We start from the raw sequence: 24,362 nt of genomic DNA, 5'->3' as shown, positions 1-24,362 counted from the left end.
CCGACGCTGATGGACGCGATCCCGCTCCCCCGCTTCGAAGAGCTCGTCGCCGACGCCCTGGACGAGGTGCCCGAGGAGCTGATGGCGCTGCTGGACAACGTCGTCGTGCTGGTCGAGGACCGGAACCCCGAGGAGCCGAGCCTGCTGGGCGTCTACGAGGGGTACGCGCTGACCGAGCGCGGCTGGGACCACTCGGGCGCCCTGCCGGACCGGATCATGATCTACCGCGCGGCGATCTGCGACATCTGCGAGGACGAGGAACAGGTGGCCGACGAGGTCACGATCACCGTCGTCCACGAGATCGCCCACCACTTCGGCATCGACGAGGAGAAGCTGCACGCCCTCGGCTGGGGCTGAGCCTCCGGGTAGCGTTCGATGACGTGCCTGAGGACGACGCGAACGCCGGCGGGTTGCCGATCAAGATGCTGCACGACCGGCTGCTCGTCTCCCTCCGCAAGGAGGACGGCGACCGCCGGTCCAGCGGCGGCATCCTCATCCCGGCCACGGCCCAGGTCGCCAAGCGGCTGGTCTGGGGCGAGGCGAAGGGCATCGGCCCGAACGTGCGGCAGATCAAGGTCGGCGACCGGGTGCTGTTCTCCCCCGAGGACCAGCACGAGGTCGAGGTGCACGGCGAGGACCTGGTCATCCTGCGCGAGCGCGACGTGCACGCCGTCGCTGCCGAGCGGATCGAGGAGTCGACCGGCCTCTACCTGTAGCGGCAGGGCGCCCTGGCCGTCACGCCAGCCAGGGGAGGCGCTCAGGTACTGGCAGTGATGAGGCGCAGGGCGCCGTTGCGCTCGGCCAGCTCGCGCAAGTCTCCGTACTTCGTGTCCCACGCCCCGTTGCTCAGGTCCTTCTCGAGACGGGCGAAGCCGCGCTGCACCGCTTCTGGGTCGGTCAGCACCAGACCGGACGTGGCGGCCCGGACCTCCGGGCGCAGAAAGGCCTCCGGGCGGGCGTAGAACGCCTCACCGAACCCGTCGGTGCAGTCTCGGGGCACCGGCACCACGTCGACGCGGACCTCGACGCTGCCCTGGGCGAGGGCGCTCGTCACCTGGTCGAGCGTCGGAAACCGCGCCTGCTCGACGGCGACGACCTCGGGAATATAGTCGGTCAGCCAGAACTGCTGCAGCGCCGGGGCGTCGAAGGTCAGCACGACCACTGGCCCGCGGCTGACCCGTCGCATCTCGCGCAGACCCTGATCGACGTCGCCCCACTGGTGCACGCTTACCACGGCCATGGCGGAGTCGAAGCTGTCGTCGTCGAGCGGCAGGTGCTCGGCGGCCGCATCAACAGCTGGTGCCGCTCCGACTGGCCGTTGGGCACGCATCGCCGCCGACGGCTCAACAGCCAGCACGTACCGGTCGGTGGGCTCGTAGGACCCAGCCCCAGCGCCGACGTTGAGCACAGTTTGGCTGGCGCCCAGAGCTGCGTGGACCCGAGCCGCGATCCGCGGGTCCGGCTGACGCACAGACGCGTAGCCCCCGCCGTGACGTTCGTAGTCGAAGTCACCAGCGGGACGCGCGCGTGTGGACACAGGGCCATCGAAGCACCGACATGGCGACCGCACTCCTGCTGCTGTCAGGAGATCGCGGCAAGTGAGGGGTCGAGTGCGCCATGCGGCCGACAGGCCGTCGCCAGATGTCGATCGCCAACCGGGAGCTGCGCCAGCAGACGGTCGCCCGTCGGGCGGTGGTTCGAGGACCCACTGGTGGTGGACGTGCAGGACTGGGCGAGGTTGGGGCGTCAGGCGGGGGCCGGGGGCAGCAGGCCGGCCAGCAGGCCGTCGTCGCGCAACTGGTCCAGCACGTCCTCAGGGACGTCGTCCTCGCAGTTCAGGCCGTGGGCGATCAGATGGTGGTACGAGCCGATCTTGGCCTGCACGACGGCCAGGTCGTCCCGCAGCTCGGCCAGTCGCTGCTCGATCGCCGCACACTGCCGCTCCAGCAGCGCCAGCCGGCCCGCGTGGTTGGCCAGCTCGCCCCCACCGGCCTCGATGAACGCCCGCACGTCGGCCACCGGCATCCCGGTCCGGCGCAGCGCCTGCACCAGCCGGATGAACCGCAGCGCCCCCGGCGGATAGCGCCGCCGGCCGTCGGTGCTGCGTTCCACCAGCGGCAGCAGCCCCTCGCGCTCGTACCAGCGCAGCGTGTCGATGCTCAGGCCGGTCTCCTCGGAGACCTGCCGGATGCCGAGGGACGTCTCCCGGGTGACCGCGGTCATGACCGCCAGGCTAGGCCGCGGCACGGCGCGGCACCCCGTCCTCGGCTGCCCGGCCGGTGATCGCGGCCATCAGCAGCACCGCGCGCCGCCGGGTGAGCAGCCGCACGGCCCGGACCGAGGCCCGGTTCGCCCGGCCGACCGCCACGCTGGGCGGCGGGTTGCGCCGGTCGAGCGCCCGGAACGCGGTGGCCACCACCTCCTGCGGTGACTGCCGGGGCCGGCCGCCGTCCGCGGCGTCGTTGCCCACGACGTCGAAGAACTCGGTGTCGGTGGCGCCCGGCGAGAGGGCGAGCACCCGCAGCCCGCTGTCCCGCGACTCGGCCCACAGCGCCTCGGTGAAGCTCAGCACGAACGCCTTGGCCGCGGCGTAGACGGCCATGTCGGGCGCGGGCAGGTAGGCGGCCATGCTCGCGACGTTCACCAGCACGCCAATACCGGCCCGCAGCCCGTCGACGAACGCCCGGCTCACGTCGACCAGGGCGGTGACGTCGACGGCGATCATCTCGGCCAGCCGGTCGGCGTCCTCGGAGTGGACGGGCCCGTGCGTGCCGAAGCCGGCGCAGTTCACCACGCTGGTGACCGCGATGCCCCGCCGGTCGACCTCCGCAGCCAGCGCCCGGCCGGCTGCGGGCCGGCCGAGGTCGAGCGGGACGACGTCGACCCGGACGCCGGAGGCCGCGGTCAGCTCGGTGGCCAGGGCCGTCAGCCGGTCGGCGCGCCGGGCGACGAGCACCAGGTCCGAGCCGCGGGCGGCGAGCTGCCGGGCGAACTCGGCGCCGATCCCCGCGCTGGCGCCGGTGACCAGCGTGGTCTGCCCGGCCCAGTCGACCCGGGTCACGAGGCCACCGCCAGCACGAACCGGTACCGGACATCGTTGCGCCGCAGCCGCTCGAAGGCCGTGTTGACCTGGTCGAACGGCAGCACCTCGACGTCGGCGGCCAGGCCGTGCTCGCCGCAGAAGTCGAGCATCTCCTGGGTCTCCCGGGTGCCGGCGGAGCCCGAGACCGTGAGCGAGCGGCCGAGCAGGCTCATCGGCGACACCGCGTACTGCTCCGGGAGGCCGAGCACGCACAGCGTCCCGTCCAGCCGGAGCGCACCCAGGTAGGGCGCGAGGTCGTGCGCACCGGAGGCGGTGTCCAGCACGAAGTCCAGCCGGCCGGCGACCGCGGCCATCGCCGCCGGGTCGGTGGAGACGACGACGTCGTGCGCGCCGAGGGCCCGGGCGTCGTCCGCCTTGGCCGCCGAGGTGGTGAACACGGTGACCCGGGCGCCGAGCGCGACGGCGAACTTGACCGCCAGGTGGCCCAGCCCGCCGAGGCCGACGACGCCGACCTGCGTGCCCGGCCCGACGCCGGCGCGGCTGAGCGGCGACCAGGTGGTGACCCCGGCGCACATCAGCGGCGCGACCGCGGCCGGGTCTAGCCCGGCGGGGAGCGCGTAGACGAAGGCGTCGCGGACGACGTACCCGGTGGAGTACGCGCCCTGGGTGGGGGTGCCGTCGCGCAGGTCCCGGCCGCCGTAGGTGGTGGCGGGGAACTGCCGGCAGTAGGGCTCCCGGTGGGCCAGGCAGTTGTCGCACTCCCCACAGGAGTCGACGATGTTGCCCACGGCGACCGCATCGCCGACCCGGAAGCGGGTGACCTGGGGCCCGACCGCGGTCACCTCACCGGTGAACTCGTGGCCGGGCACCAGCGGCGGGTCGCCGGCCGACAGCGCCTCGACCGCGTGCAGGTCGCTGTGGCAGACGCCGACGTGGGTGACCCGGACGGCGACGTCGTCGGGCCGCAGGTCGCGGCGGGTGAACTCGATCGGCCGCAGCGGCTCGCGCGGACCGGAGGCGGCGAACCCGGTGACTGCTCTCATGCCGCGGACGCTAGGAGCTGGAGTGCACTCCAGCGCAAGGTCCGCTGCACAACCGGCGTGACGGAACGGTCCCACTCCGGGTGTGCGTCCCGTTCCGGGAGGAGCACACTGTGTGATCATGGGCAGTGCTGCAGTACGACGGTCAGACCGCCGTCCCGGCGCGCACCCGGGCCACCCACTCCTCCGCTGCGGCGAAGGCCTGGTCGCCCACCCGTCCCTCCACCGGCTTGCCCGGCTGCTCGTCGGCCCGGGCGTAGGAGCCGAGGAAGCGCACTTCCGCACAGCGCCGGTGCAGCGCGGCCAGCGCGTCGCCCACCCGCCGGTCGGACACGTGCCCCTCGACGTCGATGGAGAACGAGTACACACCGAGCCGCTCGCGGGTGGGCCGGGACTCGATGCGGGCGAGGCTGATGCCGCGCACCGCGAACTCGGCCAGCAGGTCCAGCAGCGCACCCGTGCGGTCGTGCACCACGGCGGTGATCGTCGTCTTGTCCGCCCCGGTCGGGGCCGGCAGACCGCCGGGCGGCTCCACCAGCACGAAGCGGGTCACGGCGCCGGGGTGGTCGGCCAGGTCGGTGACGAGGGCATCGAGGCCGTAGCGGTCGGCGGCGATCGCCGCGCAGACCGCGGCGTCGAACTCCCCCTCGGCGACCCGGCGGGCGGCGTCGGCCGTGGAGGCGGCCGGGACGACGTCGGCCCCGGGCAGGGACTCGGCGATCCGGCCGCGGCACTGGGCCAGCGCGTGCGGGTGGCTGGCGACGGTGCGCACGTCGGCGGCGTCGCTCCCCGGCCGGACGGCGAGCACGAAGGCCACCTCGAGGAAGACCTCGCGGGTGATCACCAGCGGGTCGCCGGTGACCAGCCCGTCCATCGTGGCCGGCACCGAGCCCTCGACGGAGTTCTCCAGCGGCACCAGGGCGGCGGCGCACTCCCCGTTCCGCACCGCGGTCAGCGCGGCCGCCACGCTGGGTTCCGGCCGGGTGCCGGCCGTCCCCAGCGACCCGGTGACGGTGCCGAGCGCGGCCTCGGCGAAGGTACCCTCGGGGCCCAGATAGGCGAACTCCGTCGGGGCTGTGCTGCGTGGTGCAGTCGGCATCCGGCGAGGGTAGTGCGGCCGTATCGGACACCGACTCCCGTCGGGTCCCCGGTGCGGGGGGAGCTGCCTCGTCACCGGCCGGGCACGCGCACGATGCGTGCCCCGACAGCTGAGTGGAGGGACGCGTGAACCCTGGGCTCCCCGCCGACGAGCGGCTGCAGACCGCCCGCTGGCGGCTGCTGACCGCCAGCGCCGCCGAGGACGCCCGGGTGTTCGCCGACGAGTTCGCCCTGGCCGCGGACGACCTGGCCGCCACCGGCGAGCCCTGCTGGGACGCGTGGTCGGCCGCCTTCACCGCCCGCGCAGCCCTCTTCGACGCCGACCTGGACGGTGCGGCGGACGCCGTCGGCGCCGCCCGGGCCGCGCTCGCGGAGTGCCTCCCGTCCGCCGACCACGCCCTGACACTGGCCTACCTGGCACACCTGGAGGTGGCCGCCGACCGGTTCGACGCGGCGATGCACCTGGCCGTGGACGCCAGCCTGCTCGCCGACCAGCTGGCCGGGGAACAGCCCAGCCGGCCCCTGCACCAGGCCCACCACTGGTTGTCCCTGGCGCTGACCCGGCTGGACCTCGAGGAGCTGGCCGTGGCCCAGTCGCTGCGGGGCGCCCGGGTCGCCGCGGCCCTCCCCGACCTCGGCGACCAGTGGCAGCTGCTCCGGCTGTGCGCCCAGCAGCACGCCGAGCTGGCGCAGACGGTGCACCGGCGCGGCCAGCTCGACCGCTCGCAGCAGTTGGCCCAGGCCGCGCTGGAGTGCGCGACCACCGCCCGCGCGCTGCCCTGGGACCCGAGCGACGCCGACGCCGACCTGCTCGACGTCGTCCAGTCCTGGGCCCTGACCCTGGCCGGTCAGCTCGACGACGCCCTCCCGCCGCTGCGCCGGGTGCGCCGGCACCTGTCGGCCGGAGAGGGCGGGCTGTGGCTGGTCGGGTACACCGACCTGGTGCTGGGCCGGCTGCTGACCCGACTGTGCGCCCTGGAGCCCGGCGCGCACGGCGAGGAGGCCATCGACCTGTTGGTCACCGCCTCCGGTGCCTTCGCCGCGGTGAACGACCGCCGGCGGTACCGCCAGTGCCTGCTGGAGCTGGGGCAGACCACCGCGGCGATGGGCTCCACCGCCGAGGCGCTGCACTGGCTGGAGGCCTACCGGGCAGAGACGACCCGGGCGCACCGGCGCGGGCGCGAGCTGTGGGCGGAGATGTTCGTGCGCCGCAGCCGGTTGCGCGAGGCCGAGCGGCAGAACGCCGTCCTGCGCCGGCACGCCCTCGAGGACACCCTGACCGGCCTGGGCAACCGGCGCAGCGCCGAGCGGCGGCTGACCGACCTGCGGTTGGACGGCGAGCCGGTGTCGCTGGCCGTCGTGGACGTCGACGGCTTCAAGTCCGTCAACGACCAGAACTCGCACCTGCACGGCGACGCGGTGCTGCGCCGGGTCGCCGAGCTGCTCCGCCAGCACAGCCGCACCGGCGACGAGGTCTTCCGCTGGGCCGGCGACGAGTTCGTGGTCGTGCTGCCCAACACCACCGAGGCACAGGCCGTGGTCGCGACGGAACGGCTGCGCAGCGCCGTCGCCTGCGCCGAGTGGGCCCACCTGCAGATGCCCGCCCCGGTGACCGTCAGCATCGGCGTCGCCACCACGGGGCCGGCCGGCGCGCCGGGGCCGAGGTCCTGGCGGGAGCTGTTCGACCGGGCCGACCTGAACCTGTTCGGCGCCAAGCGCGGCGGCCGCAACCGGGTGCGGGCCTCCGGCGGAGTGCAACACGCGCCCGCGCCCGCCGCGCGGCCCGGCGGGCTGCCGGCCGACGCCTCGGTCGACGACCTGGTGGCCGAGGTCCTCGGCACGACCCCCCGGCGACCGGGCTGGGCCTTCGACGACGGCACCGAGGTCGCCTCGTGAGGCTGCGGCGCGTCCGTGGTCCAGAGGGGCCGATGGGGCAGGAGGGGCCGGCCGACGCGCCGGTGCGTGACACGCCGCCGACTCCGGGGCACAGTGCCCTGGTGCCACCCGGTCTCCTGCACCAGCAGGTGAGCTCAGCCCTGGCGAACTGGCAGCTCGACACGGCCGAGACGCTGCTGCGCGAGATCGACGGCGAACTGCCCCCCGCCCCGGCCGACGACCGCTCGGCGCCGCCGCTCACCTCGCTGGCCCGCGCCTGGGCCGACACGCTCCGGGCCGAGCTCCTGGTCCGACGCCTGCGGCGGGCCGGCTACTCGCTGCTGGGCGACCCCCTGGTCGAGGGGGGCCCCGAGCAGGAGGGCCCGCTGGACCTGCACGGCCCGGTCGGCGCCCCGGGCGAGGCCGTGGACCGCGACAGCCGGTCGGAGTCGGCCACGCACGCGGCCCTGGCCATCTCCCTGGTCCGCTCGGCACGCGCGGCCTTCGACGCCCAGGACGACGACCTGCAACGCGCCGCCGGCCTGGCCCGGCACGCCCGGATCGAACTGCTGTCCCGCCGGGTCGACGCAGCGATGGACGAGGCGGTCGAGGCAGCCAGCCTGCTGGACCCGGCCCTGCCGCCGAGCCCGTTGCTGGTGCACACGCTGAGCTCCCTGGCGGCCGTGCTGGCCGACCTGGAGCTGATGCCGCTGGCCCTGGACTACCAGCGCCGGGCCGCCGACGTCACCGCCGAGGCGATCGACGCGGCCGGCACCGACGACGAGGCAGGCTCCGTCGACGCGCTCGCCGGGGAGGCCGCGACCCGGCTGGCCGCGCTGTGCGCCGAGGTCGGCGAGGGCCTGCTCGACGACGGCGGCGCCGACGCCGCGGCACCGCACTTCGCCGAGGCCCGCGACCTCGCCGTCCGGGCGCTGGGGCAGCTGCCCCCCGGCGTCCCCGGGCTGCTGGACGCGCAGGTCGTGCACGGCTGGGCGTTGGTCGGCCTGGGCGAGCACGCCGCCGCGCGGTCCCTGCTGACCAGCGTCGTCGGCGCGGCGGCGAGCGTGGCGGACCGCGCCCTCCTGGCCTCCGCCGAGCTGGGCCTGGGCCGCGCGCTGCGCCGCTCGGGCGACCCGCGGGCCGCCGACGACCACCTGGCCACCGCCCTGGCCGCCGCGACCGAGCACGGGCTGCCGCGGTTGCGCCGGGCCGCGCTGCGCGAGCTGTGCACGCTGCACGCCGAGCTGGACGACGCCGCCCGGGCGCTGCCCTACCTGCAGGCCTACCTCGCCGACGAGCTGGACCGGGTCGACGAGCGGCGCACCCGCTGGGTCGAGCTGTTCGGCCGGCGCAAGAGCCTGCTGGAGACCGAACGGGCCGCCGGCCAGCTGCGCCGCCAGGCCTACGAGGACCCGCTCACCCACCTGCCCAACCGCCGTTACGCCGAGGCCCGGCTCGACGGGCTGCTCTCGGCGGGTGGCGTGCCTGCCCTGGCCGTGGTCGACGTCGACCGGTTCAAGGCGATCAACGACGCCGCCGGGCACCCGACCGGCGACGCAGTGCTGCGTGCGGTCGGCCAGCTGCTGGTCGACGGCTGCCGGGACACCGACGAGGTGTGCCGCTGGGCCGGCGACGAGTTCGTCATCCTGCTGCCGGACACGACGTCCGAGCAGGCCGAGCGGGCCATGGAGCGCATCCGCCGGTCGATCGCCGCGCACGACTGGTCGGCCCTCGGCGTGGAGGTGCCGGTGCGGATCAGCGTCGGCATCGCCCAGGCGGCCCGCGGTGACGACCGGCGCACGCTGTTCGCCGCCGCCGACGGGGTGCTCTACGACGCCAAGCGGGCCGGGCGGGACCGGGTCGTCCGGTTGTCCGGGGTCACCCAGACCCGGGCCCCCGACGCCGCCCCGACGACCATCGACGGTCAGGTCGCCGAGGCCCCACCGGCGATCGACCCGTCCCCGGCAGCGGACGACGCGGGCCCGGTCGAGGCCACCGGTCACGTCCCGGCGTCGCCTCCCGTCCGCGACGTGACCGCCTCCCCGCTGCCCGAGGAGCAGGACGAGCAGCCCGAGGACGCCACCGGTGGCTTCGCCCCCCTGCTGGTCGAGCCGGCCGCGGAGGAGCTCGCCGTCCAGGAGCCCGCCGTCGAGGCGGCCGACGTCGAGCCGCCGGCCAGCCCGCTGGACGAGCTCTTCGGTGGTCCGTCGGCCGGGCGACGGCTGGAGTCCGCCGAGCCCGCGGCTCCGGTGGTGAGCCCGTCGCCGTCCCCCACTCCGATGATCGACGTGCCGGCCCTCGCGCCGGGTCCGGACGTCATCTGGGGCACCGGACGGAGCACCGAGCAGGTGCTCGCCCTGGTGCGCGAGGCCCGCCGCGAGCACCCCCAGCACCCGGCGGTGGTGGTGCGGGCCAGCGCCGACACCCTGGTCGCGCTGGCCACCGAGCACGACGCGTACACGACGATGGACGCCGCGGCGATGTCCGCCGCCGTCGGCCCGGTGCCGGAGCCGGTCGGCCGGGTGGGCGTGCTCTGCGCCAGCAGCGGCGACACCCCGATCGCCGCCGAGGCGGCCTTCGTCGCCCGGGTCACCGGCACCGAGGTGATCCGGGTCGACGACGTCGGCGGCAACCGGATCCGCCCGCTGCTGACCGACCGCTCGCTGCTCACCGACGTCGACTGCCTCGTCGTCGTGGCCGGTCTGGACGCCGCGCTGGCCAGCGTGGTCAGCGGGCTGACCGAGGTGCCGGTGGTCGCCGTCCCGACGTCGGCCGGCCAGGGCGCCAGCTCCTTCGGCGGGTTCAGCGCGCTGCTCACCATGCTCAACTCCGCCGCGCCCGGGGTCGTGGTCAGCAACATCGACAACGGCTGGTCCGCCGGCGTCTTCGCCGCCCGCATCGCCCGCCGGGCCGCGTCCCTGCCGAGTTGATCATCGGCGGACGGCGGTCCGGCCCGGCGTGTCGGGCGGCCGCCTGCCGATGATCGTCCCGGTCAGGTCATGATCGGCCCGTGACCATCGGGTGGTTGGACCTCTCGGCGGGGGCGTCCGGGGACATGCTGCTCGGCGCGCTGGTCGACGCCGGGGTGCCGCTGGACGTGCTGACCGGTGCCGTCGCCGCGCTGCCGGTCGAGCCGGTCACCCTGACCGCCGAGCCGACCACCCGGCACGGGCTGGGCGCCACCCGGGTGCACGTGCACGCCCCGGCCAGCGACGTCCACCGCACCTGGACCGACGTCCGGACGGTCCTGGCCGACGCCGCGCTCGCCCCGGCCGTGCGGGACGGTGCCCTGGCCGTCTTCGAGCGGCTCGCGGTGGCCGAGGGCCGGGTGCACCGGGTGCCCGCCGACGAGGTGCACTTCCACGAGGTCGGGGCCCTGGACGCGCTGGCCGACGTCGTCGGGGTGGTCGCCGGGTTCGCCCACCTGGCGCTGGATCAGCTCACCGCCTCCCCCGTCGCGCTCGGCAGCGGCTCGGCCCGCGGGGCGCACGGCGTCGTCCCGGTGCCCGGCCCCGCCGTCCTGGAGCTGCTGCGCGGCGTGCCGGTGGTCGCCGGCCCGGTGCCGGCGGAGACGTGCACCCCGACCGGTGCCGCGCTGCTCGCCGCGCACGTGCAGGAGTGGACGACGCTGCCGCCGATGCGGGTGGCCCGGGTCGGGTCGGGCGCCGGCGGCCGGAACCCGGAGCAGCTGCCCAACCTCGTGCGCCTGGTGCTCGGCGAACCGGTGGACGAGCCGGCCACCGGGCTGCTGCTGGAGACCAACGTCGACGACCTGGACCCCCGGCTGTGGCCCGGGGTGCTCACCGAGCTGCTGGCCGCCGGGGCGTCGGACGCCTGGCTCACCCCGATCCTGATGAAGAAGGGCCGCCCGGCGCACACGCTGTCGGTGCTCTGCCGGCCGGCGGTGCGCGCGGCGGTGCAGGACGTCGTCGTGGCCGCGACCTCCACCATCGGGCTGCGCGTGCAGCCGGTGCAGAAGGTCGCGCTGCAGCGGGTCGAACGCAGCGTGGCGGTGTTCGGCAGCCCGGTGGGCGTCAAGGTCGCGGGCATCGACGGCCGGGTGGTGAACGTCAGCGTCGAGTTCGAGGACGTGGCGGCGCTGGCCCGCTCGCTCGGGCTGCCGGCCAAGGAGGTGCTGCGGGCGGCGACCGCGGCGGCGCACCAGGCGTACCCGGGGGCATCGGCTACGCTCCTGCACCCAGAAGGGGAGTAGCCCCCCGACCGCTGGTCGACATGCTGGCGCGTCCGCGCGCCCGGTCAGCGGGCCCGCGTCGCCGCGGGTGGGCGAGACCTTCCGCCCGCAGTCCACCCATCGGTGCGCTGCCGGACGGAGGCGCCCCGCATGCCCCGGCCGGTCGGCGCGAGCAGAGAGAGAACTCGTGGTCCTGTCCGTCGTCCTGGCCGCCTTCGTGCTGATCCTCCCCGTCGAACTGCCCGACAAGACGCTGTTCGCCACCCTGGTGCTGGCCACCCGGTTCCCGCCGCTGCCGGTCTTCGTCGGCGTCGGCCTGGCCTTCGGCCTGCAGGTGGCGATCGCGGTGACCGCCGGCAGCCTGCTCTCGCTGCTGCCCGAGGCGGTGGTCAGCGCGGTGGTCGCGGTGCTGTTCCTGACCGGCGCGGTGCTGCTGTGGCGGGAGTCCCGCAAGGGCGGGGACGAGGACGAGGCCACCGCGCAGGCCCGGGAGCAGACGTCGTTCCTGCGTGCGGCGGCGATCTCCTTCGGCGTCCTGTTCGCCGCCGAGTGGGGCGACCTCTCCCAGCTGGCCACCGCAGGGCTGGCCGCCCGCTACGCCGAGCCGCTCTCGGTGTTCGTCGGGGCATGGGCGGCGCTGCTGGTGATCTCCGGGCTGGCCGCGTTCCTGGGCCGCAAGCTCGCCGACCGCCTCCCGGTGACGCTGCTGCACCGGATCGCCGCCGGGCTCTTCCTGGTCTTCGCCGTCATCGCGGTGGTGGAGACCGTCCGCACCCTGACCGGCTGAGCGCCCCGGTCAGCCGCCTCCGCCACCACCACCACCACCGCCACCGAGCATCCAGCTGCTCTTGTTGACGGCGCCGCGGGCGTCCGGGCCGGCGGGGTCCCCGGGACGCGCCGGGTCGTTGCCGTTCAGGCCGGCCGCGTCCCCGCGGCCAGAGGTGCGCCCCGCGCGGACCCCCAGTCCGACGAGCACGAGCAGCGCGAGCCCGATGACCACCAGCAGCAGCACCTCTCCTCCCATGGCGCCAGCGTAGGGCGGCCGGGCGGACCTGCCCGCCTGCCGGCGACCGCACCCGGAGGGGGCAGGCCGGCGACCGGGGCGCTCAAGCGCCGGCGACGTCCTGCCGACTCCCCCTCCACGGCCGGCATGCGGCCGGACGGGAGCAGGGAGAGGTCATGCAGACGATCAAGCTCGAGGAGTCGCAGGACGTGCTGGTGCAGACGGCGGCGGTCGTCGCCGCCCAGCGCCAGTTCGCGCAGCGGCTGCGGCAGCGGACCGTGGCCGACCCACTCACCGGCCTACCGGTGCGCAGCCTGCTCATCGACCGGCTGGAGCTCGCCCTGGCCGCCGCGGGCCCGGCCACCGGCCGGCTCGCCGTCCTCTCCTGCAACCTCGACGGCATCACCGTCCTGGAGGACACCCGCGGCTCCGTCGTTGCCGACGCCGCCCGCGCCGAGGCCGCCGGCCGGCTGGTCGGCGCCGTGCGGCAGGGGGACGTCGTCGCCCGGATCAGCGCCCAGACCTTCGTGCTGCTCTGCCCCGGCATCCAGGCCGCCGAGGACGCGCAGGGCATCGCCCTGCGGATCGCGGCCGCGTTCGACGAGCCGCTGCGGCCGCTGCCGGGCGTGGAGCACCGGGTGCGGCTCAGCGTCGGCGTCGCGCTCTCCGGGCGGGCCTCGACGCCGGAGTCGCTGGTGGCGGCGGCCAACGAGGCGATGACCTCCATCCGGCACGACCGCCAGGGCAGCGGCCGGCACGGCTGACCCGCCGTCCCCTCAGCCCAGCGTCGGGATCCACTCCGCCAGCGCGCGGCCGATCTCGTCGGGCGAGTCCTCGGGCACGAAGTGCCCACCCGGCACCGTGACCTCGGTCAGCGCCGGCCACCGCCGGACCTTGTCGCGCTGCCGGCCGACGAGGATCGACCCCGGCTCGACATTGACGAACAGCTTGGGCACCTCGCTGTGCGCCAGCCACTGGCCGTACCGGTCGACGACGTCGTGCACGCCCGGCGGCACGTGCTCGATCGGCAGCTGCCGCGGCCACTCCAGCGTCGGCCAGCGGTCGGCGCGCTCCTGGAACGGCGCCCGGTACCTGTCGTGCGCCTCCGCCGAGAGCCCGCGCCGCACCTCGGCGGGGAGGATCTTCTCGACGAACACGTTCTGGTCGAGCACCCGGCGCTCGCCGTCCTCCCCGCGCATCGCCTGGAAGACCGGTTTGGCGGCCCGCGGCCAGTCCGCCCAGATCATCGGGGTGACGATCGCCTCCATGAAGGCGATGCCGCGCACCGCCTCGGGGTGGGTGGCCGCCCAGTCGAAGCCGAGCCCCGAGCCCCAGTCGTGCAGCACCAGGGTGACCCGCTCGGTGACGCCGACGGTGCTCAGGAACTCGGCGAGGAACTCCGCGTGCCGGTCGAAGGAGTAGCTGCCCGGCCCGGGGTGGGCCAGCTTGCTCGACTCACCCATGCCCACGAGGTCGGGGGCGAGGCAGCGGCCCAGGTGCCGCACGTGCGGGATGACGTTGCGCCACAGGTAGGACGACGTCGGGTTGCCGTGCAGGAAGACGATCGGGTCGCCCTCCCCCACGTCGACGTAGGCCATCTCCTGGTCAGCGACCTGCACCCGCGAGCGCGGGAACGGGTCGTCGGCGGACACGGGCGTGCGGACGTCGTCGGCCATGCCCTGGGTCTCCCCGCCGTCCCCCCGTCCGAACCTCCCGCACCACCACAATGGCCATTTTGGTGGCTTGACCCTGACGCGACGTCAGGCTGTTGCGTGGTCTCCGTCAACGAGAGAGAGGAGGGGCGATGAGCTGGACGGTGGGTGAGCTGGCCCGGCTGGCCGGCGTCACGGTGCGCACGCTGCACCACTACGACCGGATCGGGCTGGTGCGGCCCAGCGAGCGCACGTCGGCGGGCTACCGCAGCTACGACGCGCACGACCTGGACCGGCTGCAGCAGGTGCTGCTCTACCGCGAGCTCGGGTTCCCCCTCGACGAGGTCGCGACCCTGCTGGACGACCCCGAGGCCGACCCCGCGGCGCACCTGCGCCGGCAGCACCGGCTGCTGCGGGAACGGCTCGAGCGCACCCGGGCGATGGTCGCGGCCGTGGAGAAGGAGATGGAGGCACGGCAGATGGGGATCTCCCTGAGCCCGGAGGAACGGTTCGAGGTGTTCGGCGACTGGCTCCCGGAGGAGTACGCCGCCGAGGCCGAGGAGAGGTGGGGCGACTCGGACGCCTGGGCGCAGTCGCAGCGGCGCACGGCGGCGATGACCAAGGAGGACTGGCTGCGGGTCAAGGCCGAGGGCGACGACGTCGAGCGCCGCTTCGCCGCGGCGCTGGCCGCCGGCGCACCGGCCGACTCGAACGCGGCCCAGGACTTGGCCGAGGAGTACCGGCAGCAGATCAGCCGCAACTTCTACGACTGCTCACCGGAGGTGCACGCCGGGCTGGGCCGGATGTACGTCGAGGACGAGCGGTTCAGCGCGTACTACGAGCGGATCGCCCCCGGCCTGGCGCAGTACGTGAGCACCGCCGTCCAGGCCAACGCCACCCGCCAGAGCTGACCTCCCCCGAGGGGCCAAAGTCGCGATTTTGGCCCCTCGGGCGAGCGACGTCACGTCACCCCAGCGCCGTCGTCGGGGCGGCGGGCCGCATCCTGGTCGTGTGGGTTGGGTGATCGGGCGACTACAGCAGCCCTGGGTGCAGCGGATGGTCCGGGCGGCGCTGGCGGCCGGGCTGTCCTGGCAGGTGGCGTTGCTGCTGCCGCCGATGCTGTCGGACTACGCCTACTACGCGCCGCTGGGCGCGGTCATCGCGGTCAGCCCGACGATCGCCGACTCCGCCTCGGCGGCATGGCGCAGCATCGCCGCGATCCTGGTGGGCTTCGCCCTGGCCGTCGTCGTCTACGAGGTCACCCGGGCGGTGCCGAACGCGCTGACCATCGCGCTGATCGTCGCCCTGGCGATCGTGGTCGAGCAGTGGCGGTCGCTGTTCCGCGAGCAGGCCAGCTGGGTCAGCTTCGCCGCCGTCCTCATGCTGACGGTCGGGACGTCGGACCCGGCCGAGTACGCCGTCCGCTACGCCGGGCTCACCCTGCTGGGCGCCGCGATCGGCGTGCTGGTGACGACGGCGCTGTTCCCACCACTGCAGCTGACCACCGCCGTCGAACGGATCGCCCGCACCCGGGAGACCCTGGCCGCGCACCTGGAGTCGATGGCCGCCGCCCTCCGCAGCGGGCAGCTCCCGGCGCCGCACGAGTGGGAGGACCGGGGCGAGGCGCTGGACGTCGCCCTGGAGCAGATGCGCCGGGCGGAGACGCAGGTCGAGCGGGCCCGGCGGGCCAACCCGCGCGCCCACCGCTGGCAGGGTGCGGCCGGCAGCATCCGGGACCAGTCGCGTGCGCTCGACCGCGTGGCCGTGCTGGTCGACGACCTCACCACGCTGGTCGTGGAGTTCCAGCCGCACCGGCGTGGGCTCGACCGGGTGGACGACGGCACCGGCTGGGTCCTCGCCGATGCGCTGGACGGCCTGGCCGGCGTGGTGCGGCTGCCCTTCCACGACGCCGCGGACCAGCCCGACGACCGGGACGCCGCGATCGCCACCGCGGTGGCCGCGTCGAACCGGCTGACCGCGCTGCTGCGCAACTCCGAGATCGCCGACGACGAGGGCTTCTTCGCCCTGGGGGCGGTCACCGTCGGGATGCACCGGTCGCTGCAGACGCTGGAGGCGCACGTCCGCTTCCCCGCCGCTGCCTGACGTCGACCCGCCCGGGGCGGTGCCGGTTGCACGTGGAACGTCCGCCGTCAGCGGAACGAGGACGACGCCGTCCCTGAGCGGGGCTAAGGTCTCCTCCTCGTGAGCCGCATCGGTGAGGTCCTGGTCCCGGCGCGGCTCGGTACCGGGTTCCGGTGGTTGCTGGCCTCGTCCTGGACGACGAACCTCGGGGACGGGATCGCGCTGGCCGCCGGGCCACTGCTGGTCGCCTCGCTCACCCGGGACGCGTTCCTGGTCGCCCTCGCCGCGACGGTGCAGTGGCTGCCGCCGCTGCTGTTCGGCCTGGTGGCCGGGGCGCTGACCGACCGGCTGGACCGGCGGCTGATCGTGCTGACCGTCGACCTCGCTCGCGCCGCCGTCCTCATCGTGCTCACCCTGGCGGTGGCGACCGACCGGGTGTCCATCGTCGCGGTGCTCGGTGCGCTCTTCCTGCTGGCCACCGCAGAGGTGTTCGCCGACAACAGCTCCCAGACGCTGGTGCCGGTGCTGGTCGCCCGGGAGGACCTGGCGGTGGCCAACGGGCGCCTGCAGACCGGGTTCATCACGGTGAACCAGCTCGCCGGGCCGCCGCTGGGTGCGGCGCTGTTCACCGTCGGCGCGGCCTGGGCGCTGGGCGTCCAGGCGGTGCTCGTGGCCCTCGGGGCGGTGCTGATCACCCGGGTGGTGCTGCCCGCCCGGGCGCGCGTCGAGGGCCGGCGGACCGCGATGCGGCACGACATCGCCGAGGGGCTGCGCTGGGTGCGGCACCACGCCGCCGTCCGCACGCTGGTGCTGACCATCACGATCTTCAACGTCACCTTCGGCGCCGCCTGGTCGGTGCTGGTGCTCTACGCCACCGAGCGCATCGGGCTGGGTGAGATCGGGTTCGGGCTGGTGACCACCGTCGGTGCGGTCGGCGGCATCGTCGGCGGCCTGACCTACGGCTGGATCACCCGCCGGGTGAGCCTGGGCGACCTGATGCGGATCGGTCTGGTCGTCGAGACGCTGACCCACCTGGCGCTGGCCCTCACCTCCAGCCCGTGGGTGGCACTGCCGGTCTTCTTCGTCTTCGGGGCGCACGCCTTCATCTGGGGGACGACGTCGGTCGCCGTCCGGCAGCGGGCGGTCCCGGCGGCGCTGCAGGGCCGGGTGGGCAGCGTCAACGTGGTGGGCGTCTACGGCGGGTTGGTGGTCGGCTCGGGCATCGGAGGGCTGCTCGCGCAGCACTGGGGGGTGACCGCGCCGTTCTGGTTCGCCTTCGCCGGGTCGGCCGTCTTCGTGGTGCTCATCTGGCGCTCGCTGCGGCACATCGCCCACGCCGACGAACAACCGGCGCCGGCCGCCGCCTGACACGCGCCCGCCGGCGGCGATCCGCGCTCGTCAGACGCGGATGAGCAGCTCGCCGTGCAGCATGCCCAGCCAGCCGTCGTCGGCCTCGGCCCACTCCAGCCACGCGTCGGCGACCGCCTGCAGCTCCTCCTGGGTGGCCAGTCCGTACGCCCGGGCCTGCTCGGCGAACGCCGACGCGGTCGCCCGCCCGGCCCAGGAGCGCCCCCACCAGGTGCGCTCGTCGGGGGTCGCGAAGCACCAGGCGGACGTCGTGGCCACCGTGTCCCGCAGCCCGGCGGCGTGCGCCCACGACCGCAGCCGCCGGCCGGCGTCCGGTTCGGCCCCGTTGGCCCGGGCCACCCGCTGGTAGAGGTCCAGCCAGCGGTCCAGCCCCGCCGACGGCGGGAACCAGGTGGTGGCGGCGTAGTCGACGTCGCGGACGGCGATCAGCCCGCCGGGGCGGCAGACCCGGGCCATCTCGCGCAGCGCGGCGACCGGGTCGGTCAGGTGCTGCAGCACCTGGTGGGCGTGCACGACGTCGAAGGAGTCGTCGGCGGCGGCCAGCGCGTAGCCGTCGCCCACCCCGAACTCCACCGCCACCCCCGCCTGCTCGGCCAGCGCACGGGCCTCCGCGAGCGGCGCGGGCGACACGTCGAGCCCGACCACCCGCCCCGGCGCCACCCGGGCGGCGAGGTCGACCGTGATCGTGCCCGGCCCACAGCCCACGTCGAGGAGCTCCAGTCCCGGACGCAGGTGCGGCACCAGGTGGGCGGCGGAGTTCTCCGCCGTGCGCCAGCGGTGGGACTGCAGGACCGGTTCGGCGTGCCCGTGCGTGTAGGTGTCCACGGCGACACCCTGCACCGTCGGCTCACCCAGTGGAACGGTCTTCCCGGAGGCTGGGACGGATCAGCTCTCGGCGGCCAGCACGGCCGCGGCCAGCGGCGCGGCCCGTTCCCGGTCGGTGGGCACCAGGCCGATCCGGGTGCGCCGGTCCAGCAGGTCGTCGACCGTCCGCGCCCCCTCGGCCCGGACGGCGAACCGCAGCTCCCCCACCGTCTCCGGGCGGCCGTCGACCACCGGCTCCTCCCCCAGCCCGGCGACCACCGCGGCCTCGGTGCCGTACCGGCGCACCAGCCGGGCGGCGGCGTCCACCCGGGCCAGCGCCCGCCCGGGCGCGGCACCGACCAGCGGCAGCCGGGCCGTCGGTGACCGGACGGCGCCGCGGCCCAGCCGGGCCACGACGGCGTCGACCGCCTCGGCGGCCGTCGACCGGTAGGTGGTCAGCTTCCCGCCGACCACGGTGAGCACCGGCCCGTCCCAGGCCAGCAGGGGCCGGCGGGACAGGTCGGCCGGAGCACCCCCCGACCCGTCCCCGGCGGAGACCGGCTCAGCCAGCGGACGCAGCCCGGCGTACGCACCCACCACGTCGGCACGGTCCAGCGGCCGGGCCAGCACCCGGTTCACGGCGTCCAGCAGCTGTGCCACCTCGGCGTCGCTGGGCACCGGGTCGTCCTCGGGCACCGGCCCGGCCACCGGCTCGTCGGTGATCCCCAGGTGCACCAGTCCGCCGGGTTGGGGCAGGGCGACGACGAACCGGGTCCGCGACCCCGGCAGCGGCACGGTCAGCGCGGCCGTCGGCGAGCCGAGCCGGGCCGCCGGGACGACGAGGTGCGATCCGCGCGAGAGCACCAGCCGGACGCCGGGCGCCAGCCGCTGCGCCCACGCCCCGGTGGCGTTGACCACCACCCCGGCCCGCACCGTCGCCGACCCGCCGTCGACGGTCAGCGCGACCGCCCCGCCGTCCACGCCGGTGACCGTCACCCCGGTGAGCACCCCGGCCCCGAAGGCGGCGGCGGTGCGGGCCAGCGAGACGACCAGCCGCGCGTCGTCGACCAGCTGCCCGTCCCAGAAGACGACGCCGCCGCGCCCCGGGCGGACACCGGGCACCAGCCGGGAGACGCCCTCCGGCCCGATCCGGCCGGTGCCGGGCAGCGAGCGGCGCCCACCGGGCACGGAGAGCCGCACCGCATCGCCCAGCCGCCCGCCGAGCCCGGCCAGCGCACTGACGTCCCGGCCGGCCACGTCGGGTACCAGGAACGGCAGCCGCCCGACCAGGTGGGGTGCGGTGACGCCCATCAGCACGGCCCGCTCCCGGGCGCTGTGCCGGGCCAGTCCGATCTCCCGCTGTGCCAGGTACCGCAGCCCGCCGTGCACCAGCTTCGACGACCAGCGGCTGGTGCCCGCGGCCAGGTCCACGCGCTCGCACAGCGCCACGCTCAGCCCACGGGCGGCGGCGTCCAGCGCGACCCCGGCGCCGGTCACCCCGCCGCCCACGACCAGGACGTCGACCCCCTCGGTGACGAGCCGGTCGAGGTCGCGGGCCCGGCGGCGCGCGTCGAGCGCTGCGGGCCGGGCGACGTCCCTCAGGTCCGGCTCGGGCACCGGCAGACTGTAGCGGTGCCCGACCGTCGTGGCCGGTCGATCCAGGGCGAGGCGTACTGCGTCCCAGCTGATCGCGTTTCGGCAGCTCCGCTCGGGTACCGGTGTTCTGTGTCCAGCGGCCCCGATCCAGTCGCCGGCGAGGTGGTCCGGGTTGAGGACGGGGACGGTCCGCTGCTCCGGTTCTCCGGCCGCATCGACCGGGAGGCCGTGCGCCGCTTCCGGGTGCTGGTGACCCCGGCGGACTGGCCGGACCGGGCAGACCTCTCCGCGGTCACCGCGATCGACGCTGCGGGGCTGCAGCTGCTGGTGCACCTCAGCCGCAAGCCGCTGCGCCGCGGGGAGCACCTGCGCCTGCTGGCCGTGCCCGCCGCGCTGCAGCCGGCGCTGGTGCGGGCCGGGCTGTCCCGGCTGCTCACCGGGGACGGTGTCGCGCGATCCGGAGCCGCCGTGGACCCGGACCGCACCGCGCCCGGCTGACCGGCTCGGAGGCGGCGACTGCCCCACGGGAACGGCAGGACCGCGCGGACTCACCCCTTCCGGGCTGGCCGACCCGAGCAAGATCCAGCAGGCTCGGGGGATGCCTGCCCCGAACTCCACTGCCCCCGGCGTGACCAGTGAGGTCGGCCGGCTCCGCACCGTCCTCCTGCACCGCCCCGGCGCCGAGCTGCGCCGGCTCACGCCGCGCAACAACGACGAGCTGCTCTTCGACGGCGTCCCCTGGGTGGCCCGCGCGCAGGAGGAGCACGACGCGTTCGCCGCCGCCCTCACCGACCGCGGGGTCGAGGTCCTGCACCTGGACCGGTTGCTGGCCGAGGTGATGGCGGTGCCGGCCGCCCGCGCGGAGGTGATCGCCGCTGCGGTCGACGACCCCCGGCTGGGCGCCACCCTGCAGCACGCCACCACCGCCCACCTCGACGGTCTCGCGCCCGAGGACCTGGCCACCGCCCTGATCGCCGGGGTGGCACACGACGAGCTGCACGGCGGCCGCGGGCTGGCCTACGAGCTGATGGGGCGCGGGGACTTCGTGGTCCCGCCGCTGCCCAACCTGATGTTCACCCGCGACTCCTCGGTGTGGGTCGGCGGGCAGGTCGCCATCACCTCGCTGGCCATGCCGGCCCGGGACCGGGAGAGCGCGCTGACCGCGGCGCTGTACACCCACCACCCCCGGTTCGCCGGTGTCGAGCAGCTCTACGGCCCGCACCTGGAGCACCTCGAGGGCGGCGACGTGCTGCTGCTGGCCCCGGGCGTCGTCGCCGTCGGGGTGGGCGAGCGGACCACGCCCGGCGGCGCGGAGCGGCTGGCCCGGCGGGTGTTCGCCCGCGGGCTGGCACACACGGTGCTCGTCGTCCCGATCGCTCAGCAGCGGGCCACCATGCACCTGGACACCGTCGCCACCATGGTCGACGTCGACGCGATGGTCATGTACCCGGCGATCGCCGACCACCTGCAGGCCTGGACCGTGACGGCCGGGGACGCCTCCCCCGACACGGCCGAGCTGTCGGTGCAGGGCCCGCAGCCCTTCCTGATCGCCGCCGCGCAGGCGATGGGGATCGACCGGCTGCGGGTGATCGACACCGGGCTCGACCCGGTGACCGCCGAGCGGGAGCAGTGGGACGACGGCAACAACACCCTCGCGCTGGCCCCGCGGCTCACCGTCGCCTACGAGCGGAACACCGTCACCAACGCCGCGCTGGAGGCCGCCGGGATCGAGGTCGTCGCGATCGCCGGCTCGGAGCTGGGCAGCGGCCGGGGTGGCCCACGCTGCATGAGCTGCCCGGTGCTGCGCGACGCCGTCCCCGCGTAGTCGGTCAGGGCGCGGGGTCGAAGGCCTCCACGGCCGGTTCGAAGACCTGCTCCCGGTGGACGTCGATGCGCTCCGGGCTCGAGGTCAGCTGCACCACGGCCAGGCCTGCCGGGGTGTCGGCCAGGGCCAGGTCGATCCGCTTGCCGAGGTCGTCGAGGCGGTACAGGTCCCAGGTGGCCGACCCCGTCTCGCGCTGACCCACCGGCTCGAGGGGCTCACCGGTGCCCAGCTGCGCGGCCAGCTGCGGGAGCAGCTGGTCGGCCGTCGCACCGGGCACCACCTGCTGCACCAGCGAGACCAGCGGCGACTCCTGGAACGCACCGGGGAGCACCTCCGACCAGCCCTCCGGCCGGACCCCGGCGACGCCCAGCTCCTCGCTCTCCCAGGCCGTCATCTCCACCTGCACCCCCTCCGCGGTGAAGGCGGGGAGCTCGACGTCGTCGGCGCAGGAGGCGTCCGGCTCGCTGTCGGGGTCGGCGAGGAAGTCGCGGGTCAGCTGCACCGCGCACTCGTGCGTCGCCACCGAGCCGTGCCCGGTGGCAGGGAACTCGACGAAGACGCTGTTCCCCAGCTGCTCGGCCAGCTGCGCACCCCACCGGGGCGGGGTGATCGGGTCGAGCTCGCCGGCCAGCACCAGGGTGGGCAGGTCGCTGCCCAGCGCCTCGTTCTCCCCCGCACCGGGCTCACCGGCGTCCCAGTCGGCGCAGACGTCGAAGATGCCCGGCCCCATCGTGGGCGTGCTGTCGAAGAAGCTCTCGACCAGCGGGTGCTCGGCGGTCGCGTCCGCCACCGCCTCCGGGTCGCTGAAGCTGATCTCCTCCTCGCACTGCACGGCCAGCTGCTGACCGACGCTGACCAGGTCCAGCTGCTGGGAGAAGGCGCCGAGCAGCAGGCCGATCGAGCCGAAGTCGTCGTTCGCCGCGGCCTCGATGATCTCCGGGAGGAACGGGATCAGCTCGGTCGAGTACATGCTCTGGAACAGGAACCCGACGAGGCCGGCGCCGTCCAGCGGGCTCTCCACCCGCTCGCCGGTCGTCGGGTCGAGCACCGTGACCGAGGCAGGCGCGGCGTCCAGCTCCGCGACCAGGTCGGTGACCGTCTGCTCCAGGTCGGGGTACCGCTCGGCGCACCGGGCGTCGGCGGCGCAGGTGGCGAACAGCGCTTCCAGCGCCTGGGCGGCGTTGCCCGGCGTCTCCTCGTAGAGGTCGGCGTCGATCGGGTACGCGGCGTCGAGCACCACCGACCGGATGCCCTCGGGGTGGTCGCGCATCGCGGTCTGCGCCAGCCGCGTGCCGTAGGAGATCCCGTAGAGGTTCCACTCCTCGTGGCCCAGCGCCCGGCGCAGGTCCTCGAGGTCGGCCGCCGAGGCCGCGCTGTCGTAGTCGGCGAAGTCGACGCCCTCGTCGACCAGCCGCTGCCGGCACTCCTCCAGCGAGGCCGCGGCCTGGGCCGCCAGCTCCTCGACCGGCTCCTCCGACCCCAGCGACTCCCGCACCCACGAGCTGTACTCGTCGCACGCCAGCGACGGCTCGGTCAGCCCGGTGCCGCGCTGGTCGAGCAGGATCAGGTCCCGGTCCTGGGCGAGCGGCTCGTACAGCTCCCCGAAGGCGAGCGGCACGAACTCCAGCGCACCCTGCCCCGGGCCGCCGGAGAGGTAGACGAGCGGGTCCTCGGCCGGGTCCTCGGCCGCCGCGGCGACGACGCCGAAGGCCAGGCTGACCGTGCCGGCACCCGGGTCGTCACGGTCGGCCGGCACCTCGAGCGTCCCGCACTCGATGTCGACCCCCGCCGGGACGTCGAAGTCGCAGGCGCCCCACTCGACCTCACGGGCCGCCGAGGTCGACGCCGTCCCCGCCGCGTCTGCGCCGTCGTCCTCGCCGTCCCCGGTACAGCCGGCCAGGAGCAGGACGGCGAGCGGCAGCAGAGCCAGGCGACGGTCCATGGGGTTCCTCCGTGTTCACTGCCGGTCACACCGGCTGGTCAGCGCGGGCAGTCAACCAGGGGCACGCGGTCAGGCGGCCGCGCGCTCGCCACCGCCTTCGGCCCGGACCGCGGCACGCGCGGCCGGGCCGGCGGCCCGCCAGCCGGGCGCCGCAGGACGCTCGGCCCACCGCCTGGGCTCCGCTCCCCGGGCGACGGCCCACCTCGTCACCGGCCGGGCGACCCGCTCCCCGGTCGGACCGGTGCGGGCACCCCGGTTCCGCAACGCGAGCCAGCTGACCAGCACGGCCCCGCCGAGCAGCAGCAGGTGGCCGACCGCCCGGCCGGTGTGCACGTGACCGGCGCCCAGGTCACCGACGGTGACCCAGGCGAGCACCGCGGTGAAGGGCAGCAGGAAGGGCAGGGCCCCGGCCGCCAGCCGCGGCAGCACGGCGACGCCCAGGAAGCAGGCAGCCAGCCCCAGGTTCCAGGCACCCGTCTCGTGCGCCAGGTGCACCGGGGCGGCCGCCGCACCGCCGGCCCCCAGCAGCGCCGGCAGGCTGACCGCCAGCTGACCGGCGCCGACGGCCAGCAGGGCGAGCCGGAGGGCGGCGTCCAGCCACGCCCGGGAGCGGGCCGCCGGCTGTACCGCCGGCAGCCGGCCCAGCACCGCGGCGGTCACGTCGGGCACCGCCGCGACCGGGGTCAGCCGGGCCCGCCGGGTCACCTCCGCCGCGGCCTCGGCCCACCCGCGGCAGGCCGGGCACCGGCCCAGGTGCTCGTCGACCCAGGTCTGCGGCGCGCCCGGGGACTCGCCGTCCAGGTCGGCGGAGACCGCCTCACGACAGGCTGCACAGCTCACGG

The 24,362-nt window shown here is 75.5% G+C and carries 23 protein-coding genes; 12 read left to right on the top strand and 11 right to left on the bottom strand.

Features of this window, described 5'->3' with window-relative positions; all coding sequences use genetic code 11:
- Window positions 1-9: 9 nt before the first annotated feature.
- Window positions 10-357 carry a metallopeptidase family protein gene (locus tag O2V63_RS20010; RefSeq protein WP_269169232.1) on the top strand — a complete coding sequence of 116 codons (348 nt, stop codon included), beginning with the start codon at window positions 10-12 and terminating at the stop codon, window positions 355-357.
- A gap of 23 nt (window positions 358-380) precedes the next feature.
- Entirely contained in the window at window positions 381-716 is a 336-nt protein-coding gene (locus O2V63_RS20005; protein ID WP_036339379.1) for a GroES family chaperonin, read from the top strand.
- A gap of 41 nt (window positions 717-757) precedes the next feature.
- Here O2V63_RS20005 and O2V63_RS20000 read toward each other — a convergent pair whose 3' ends face one another.
- The 5 genes from O2V63_RS20000 to pheA all read right to left on the bottom strand — a co-directional run bounded on the left by O2V63_RS20000 (window position 758) and on the right by pheA (window position 5,182).
- Window positions 758-1,408 carry a class I SAM-dependent methyltransferase gene (locus O2V63_RS20000; RefSeq protein WP_269169353.1) on the bottom strand — a complete coding sequence of 217 codons (651 nt, stop codon included), beginning with the start codon at window positions 1,406-1,408 and terminating at the stop codon, window positions 758-760.
- Window positions 1,409-1,746: 338 nt separating this feature from the next.
- Window positions 1,747-2,223, bottom strand: a complete 477-nt coding sequence (locus O2V63_RS19995) for a MerR family transcriptional regulator (RefSeq protein ID WP_269169231.1) — start codon at window positions 2,221-2,223, stop codon at window positions 1,747-1,749.
- Window positions 2,224-2,233: 10 nt separating this feature from the next.
- Window positions 2,234-3,061, bottom strand: a complete 828-nt coding sequence (locus O2V63_RS19990; RefSeq protein WP_269169230.1) for an SDR family NAD(P)-dependent oxidoreductase — start codon at window positions 3,059-3,061, stop codon at window positions 2,234-2,236.
- The gene (locus O2V63_RS19985; protein WP_269169229.1) at window positions 3,058-4,086 is read right to left on the bottom strand and encodes an NAD(P)-dependent alcohol dehydrogenase; all 1,029 of its coding nucleotides are present in this window, start codon (window positions 4,084-4,086) and stop codon (window positions 3,058-3,060) included. Before O2V63_RS19985 ends, O2V63_RS19990 begins: the two co-directional genes overlap by 4 nt.
- Window positions 4,087-4,228: 142 nt before the next feature.
- Window positions 4,229-5,182 carry a prephenate dehydratase gene (gene pheA / locus O2V63_RS19980; protein WP_269169228.1) on the bottom strand — a complete coding sequence of 318 codons (954 nt, stop codon included), beginning with the start codon at window positions 5,180-5,182 and terminating at the stop codon, window positions 4,229-4,231.
- 125 nt (window positions 5,183-5,307) lie between these two features.
- On the opposite strand from pheA, the gene O2V63_RS19975 reads away from it, so the two are divergent.
- The 4 genes from O2V63_RS19975 (at window position 5,308) to O2V63_RS19960 (ending at window position 12,035) form a co-directional block, all read left to right on the top strand.
- Window positions 5,308-7,077 (top strand): GGDEF domain-containing protein, encoded by a 1,770-nt coding sequence (locus O2V63_RS19975; RefSeq protein ID WP_269169227.1) that lies wholly within the window; start codon window positions 5,308-5,310, stop codon window positions 7,075-7,077.
- 101 nt (window positions 7,078-7,178) lie between these two features.
- Window positions 7,179-9,986, top strand: coding sequence for a diguanylate cyclase domain-containing protein (locus O2V63_RS19970; RefSeq protein ID WP_269169226.1), 2,808 nt, complete (start codon window positions 7,179-7,181; stop codon window positions 9,984-9,986).
- A gap of 80 nt (window positions 9,987-10,066) precedes the next feature.
- Window positions 10,067-11,269 (top strand): nickel pincer cofactor biosynthesis protein LarC, encoded by a 1,203-nt coding sequence (gene larC, locus O2V63_RS19965; RefSeq protein WP_269169225.1) that lies wholly within the window; start codon window positions 10,067-10,069, stop codon window positions 11,267-11,269.
- A 166-nt stretch (window positions 11,270-11,435) separates the two neighbouring features.
- Window positions 11,436-12,035, top strand: coding sequence for a TMEM165/GDT1 family protein (locus O2V63_RS19960; protein WP_269169224.1), 600 nt, complete (start codon window positions 11,436-11,438; stop codon window positions 12,033-12,035).
- A 9-nt stretch (window positions 12,036-12,044) separates the two neighbouring features.
- Here the strand turns inward: O2V63_RS19960 and O2V63_RS19955 are convergent, their stop codons facing one another.
- Window positions 12,045-12,272: a hypothetical protein gene (locus tag O2V63_RS19955; protein ID WP_269169223.1), complete on the bottom strand. Its 228-nt coding sequence runs from the start codon at window positions 12,270-12,272 to the stop codon at window positions 12,045-12,047.
- A gap of 155 nt (window positions 12,273-12,427) precedes the next feature.
- On the opposite strand from O2V63_RS19955, the gene O2V63_RS19950 reads away from it, so the two are divergent.
- Entirely contained in the window at window positions 12,428-13,015 is a 588-nt protein-coding gene (locus tag O2V63_RS19950; protein WP_269169222.1) for a GGDEF domain-containing protein, read from the top strand.
- Between the two features lie 12 nt (window positions 13,016-13,027).
- On the opposite strand, the gene O2V63_RS19945 is transcribed toward O2V63_RS19950, so the two are convergent.
- Window positions 13,028-13,927, bottom strand: a complete 900-nt coding sequence (locus tag O2V63_RS19945; protein ID WP_269169221.1) for a haloalkane dehalogenase — start codon at window positions 13,925-13,927, stop codon at window positions 13,028-13,030.
- A 128-nt stretch (window positions 13,928-14,055) separates the two neighbouring features.
- On the opposite strand from O2V63_RS19945, the gene O2V63_RS19940 reads away from it, so the two are divergent.
- The 3 genes from O2V63_RS19940 (at window position 14,056) to O2V63_RS19930 (ending at window position 17,353) form a co-directional block, all read left to right on the top strand.
- Window positions 14,056-14,814, top strand: a complete 759-nt coding sequence (locus tag O2V63_RS19940; protein ID WP_269169220.1) for a MerR family transcriptional regulator — start codon at window positions 14,056-14,058, stop codon at window positions 14,812-14,814.
- Between the two features lie 100 nt (window positions 14,815-14,914).
- A complete protein-coding gene (locus O2V63_RS19935; protein WP_269169219.1) occupies window positions 14,915-16,006 on the top strand; it encodes an FUSC family protein in 1,092 nt (363 codons plus the stop codon).
- A 99-nt stretch (window positions 16,007-16,105) separates the two neighbouring features.
- Complete coding sequence (locus O2V63_RS19930; RefSeq protein WP_269169218.1) at window positions 16,106-17,353, top strand: MFS transporter; 1,248 nt, start codon at window positions 16,106-16,108, stop codon at window positions 17,351-17,353.
- Between the two features lie 30 nt (window positions 17,354-17,383).
- Here the strand turns inward: O2V63_RS19930 and O2V63_RS19925 are convergent, their stop codons facing one another.
- Window positions 17,384-18,178, bottom strand: a complete 795-nt coding sequence (locus O2V63_RS19925; RefSeq protein ID WP_269169217.1) for a methyltransferase domain-containing protein — start codon at window positions 18,176-18,178, stop codon at window positions 17,384-17,386.
- Window positions 18,179-18,238: 60 nt separating this feature from the next.
- The gene (locus tag O2V63_RS19920; protein WP_269169216.1) at window positions 18,239-19,774 is read right to left on the bottom strand and encodes a glycerol-3-phosphate dehydrogenase/oxidase; all 1,536 of its coding nucleotides are present in this window, start codon (window positions 19,772-19,774) and stop codon (window positions 18,239-18,241) included.
- 108 nt (window positions 19,775-19,882) lie between these two features.
- Between O2V63_RS19920 and O2V63_RS19915 the strand changes: the two genes are divergently transcribed.
- Together O2V63_RS19915 and O2V63_RS19910 are read left to right on the top strand one after the other, a co-directional pair.
- The gene (locus O2V63_RS19915) at window positions 19,883-20,251 is read left to right on the top strand and encodes an STAS domain-containing protein (RefSeq protein ID WP_269169215.1); all 369 of its coding nucleotides are present in this window, start codon (window positions 19,883-19,885) and stop codon (window positions 20,249-20,251) included.
- Between the two features lie 100 nt (window positions 20,252-20,351).
- Window positions 20,352-21,578 (top strand): arginine deiminase, encoded by a 1,227-nt coding sequence (locus tag O2V63_RS19910; protein ID WP_269169214.1) that lies wholly within the window; start codon window positions 20,352-20,354, stop codon window positions 21,576-21,578.
- A 4-nt stretch (window positions 21,579-21,582) separates the two neighbouring features.
- Here the strand turns inward: O2V63_RS19910 and O2V63_RS19905 are convergent, their stop codons facing one another.
- Together O2V63_RS19905 and O2V63_RS19900 are read right to left on the bottom strand one after the other, a co-directional pair.
- Entirely contained in the window at window positions 21,583-23,520 is a 1,938-nt protein-coding gene (locus tag O2V63_RS19905; protein WP_269169213.1) for an alpha/beta hydrolase, read from the bottom strand.
- A 69-nt stretch (window positions 23,521-23,589) separates the two neighbouring features.
- The gene (locus tag O2V63_RS19900) at window positions 23,590-24,360 is read right to left on the bottom strand and encodes a zf-HC2 domain-containing protein (protein WP_269169212.1); all 771 of its coding nucleotides are present in this window, start codon (window positions 24,358-24,360) and stop codon (window positions 23,590-23,592) included.
- Between the last annotated feature and the right edge of the window lie 2 nt (window positions 24,361-24,362).

The organism is Modestobacter sp. VKM Ac-2977 (assembly GCF_026968045.1).
Lineage (GTDB): Bacteria > Actinomycetota > Actinomycetes > Mycobacteriales > Geodermatophilaceae > Modestobacter.
Note: the sequence above shows the minus strand (reverse complement) of the source record. Positions and strands in the feature narration are given on the sequence as shown.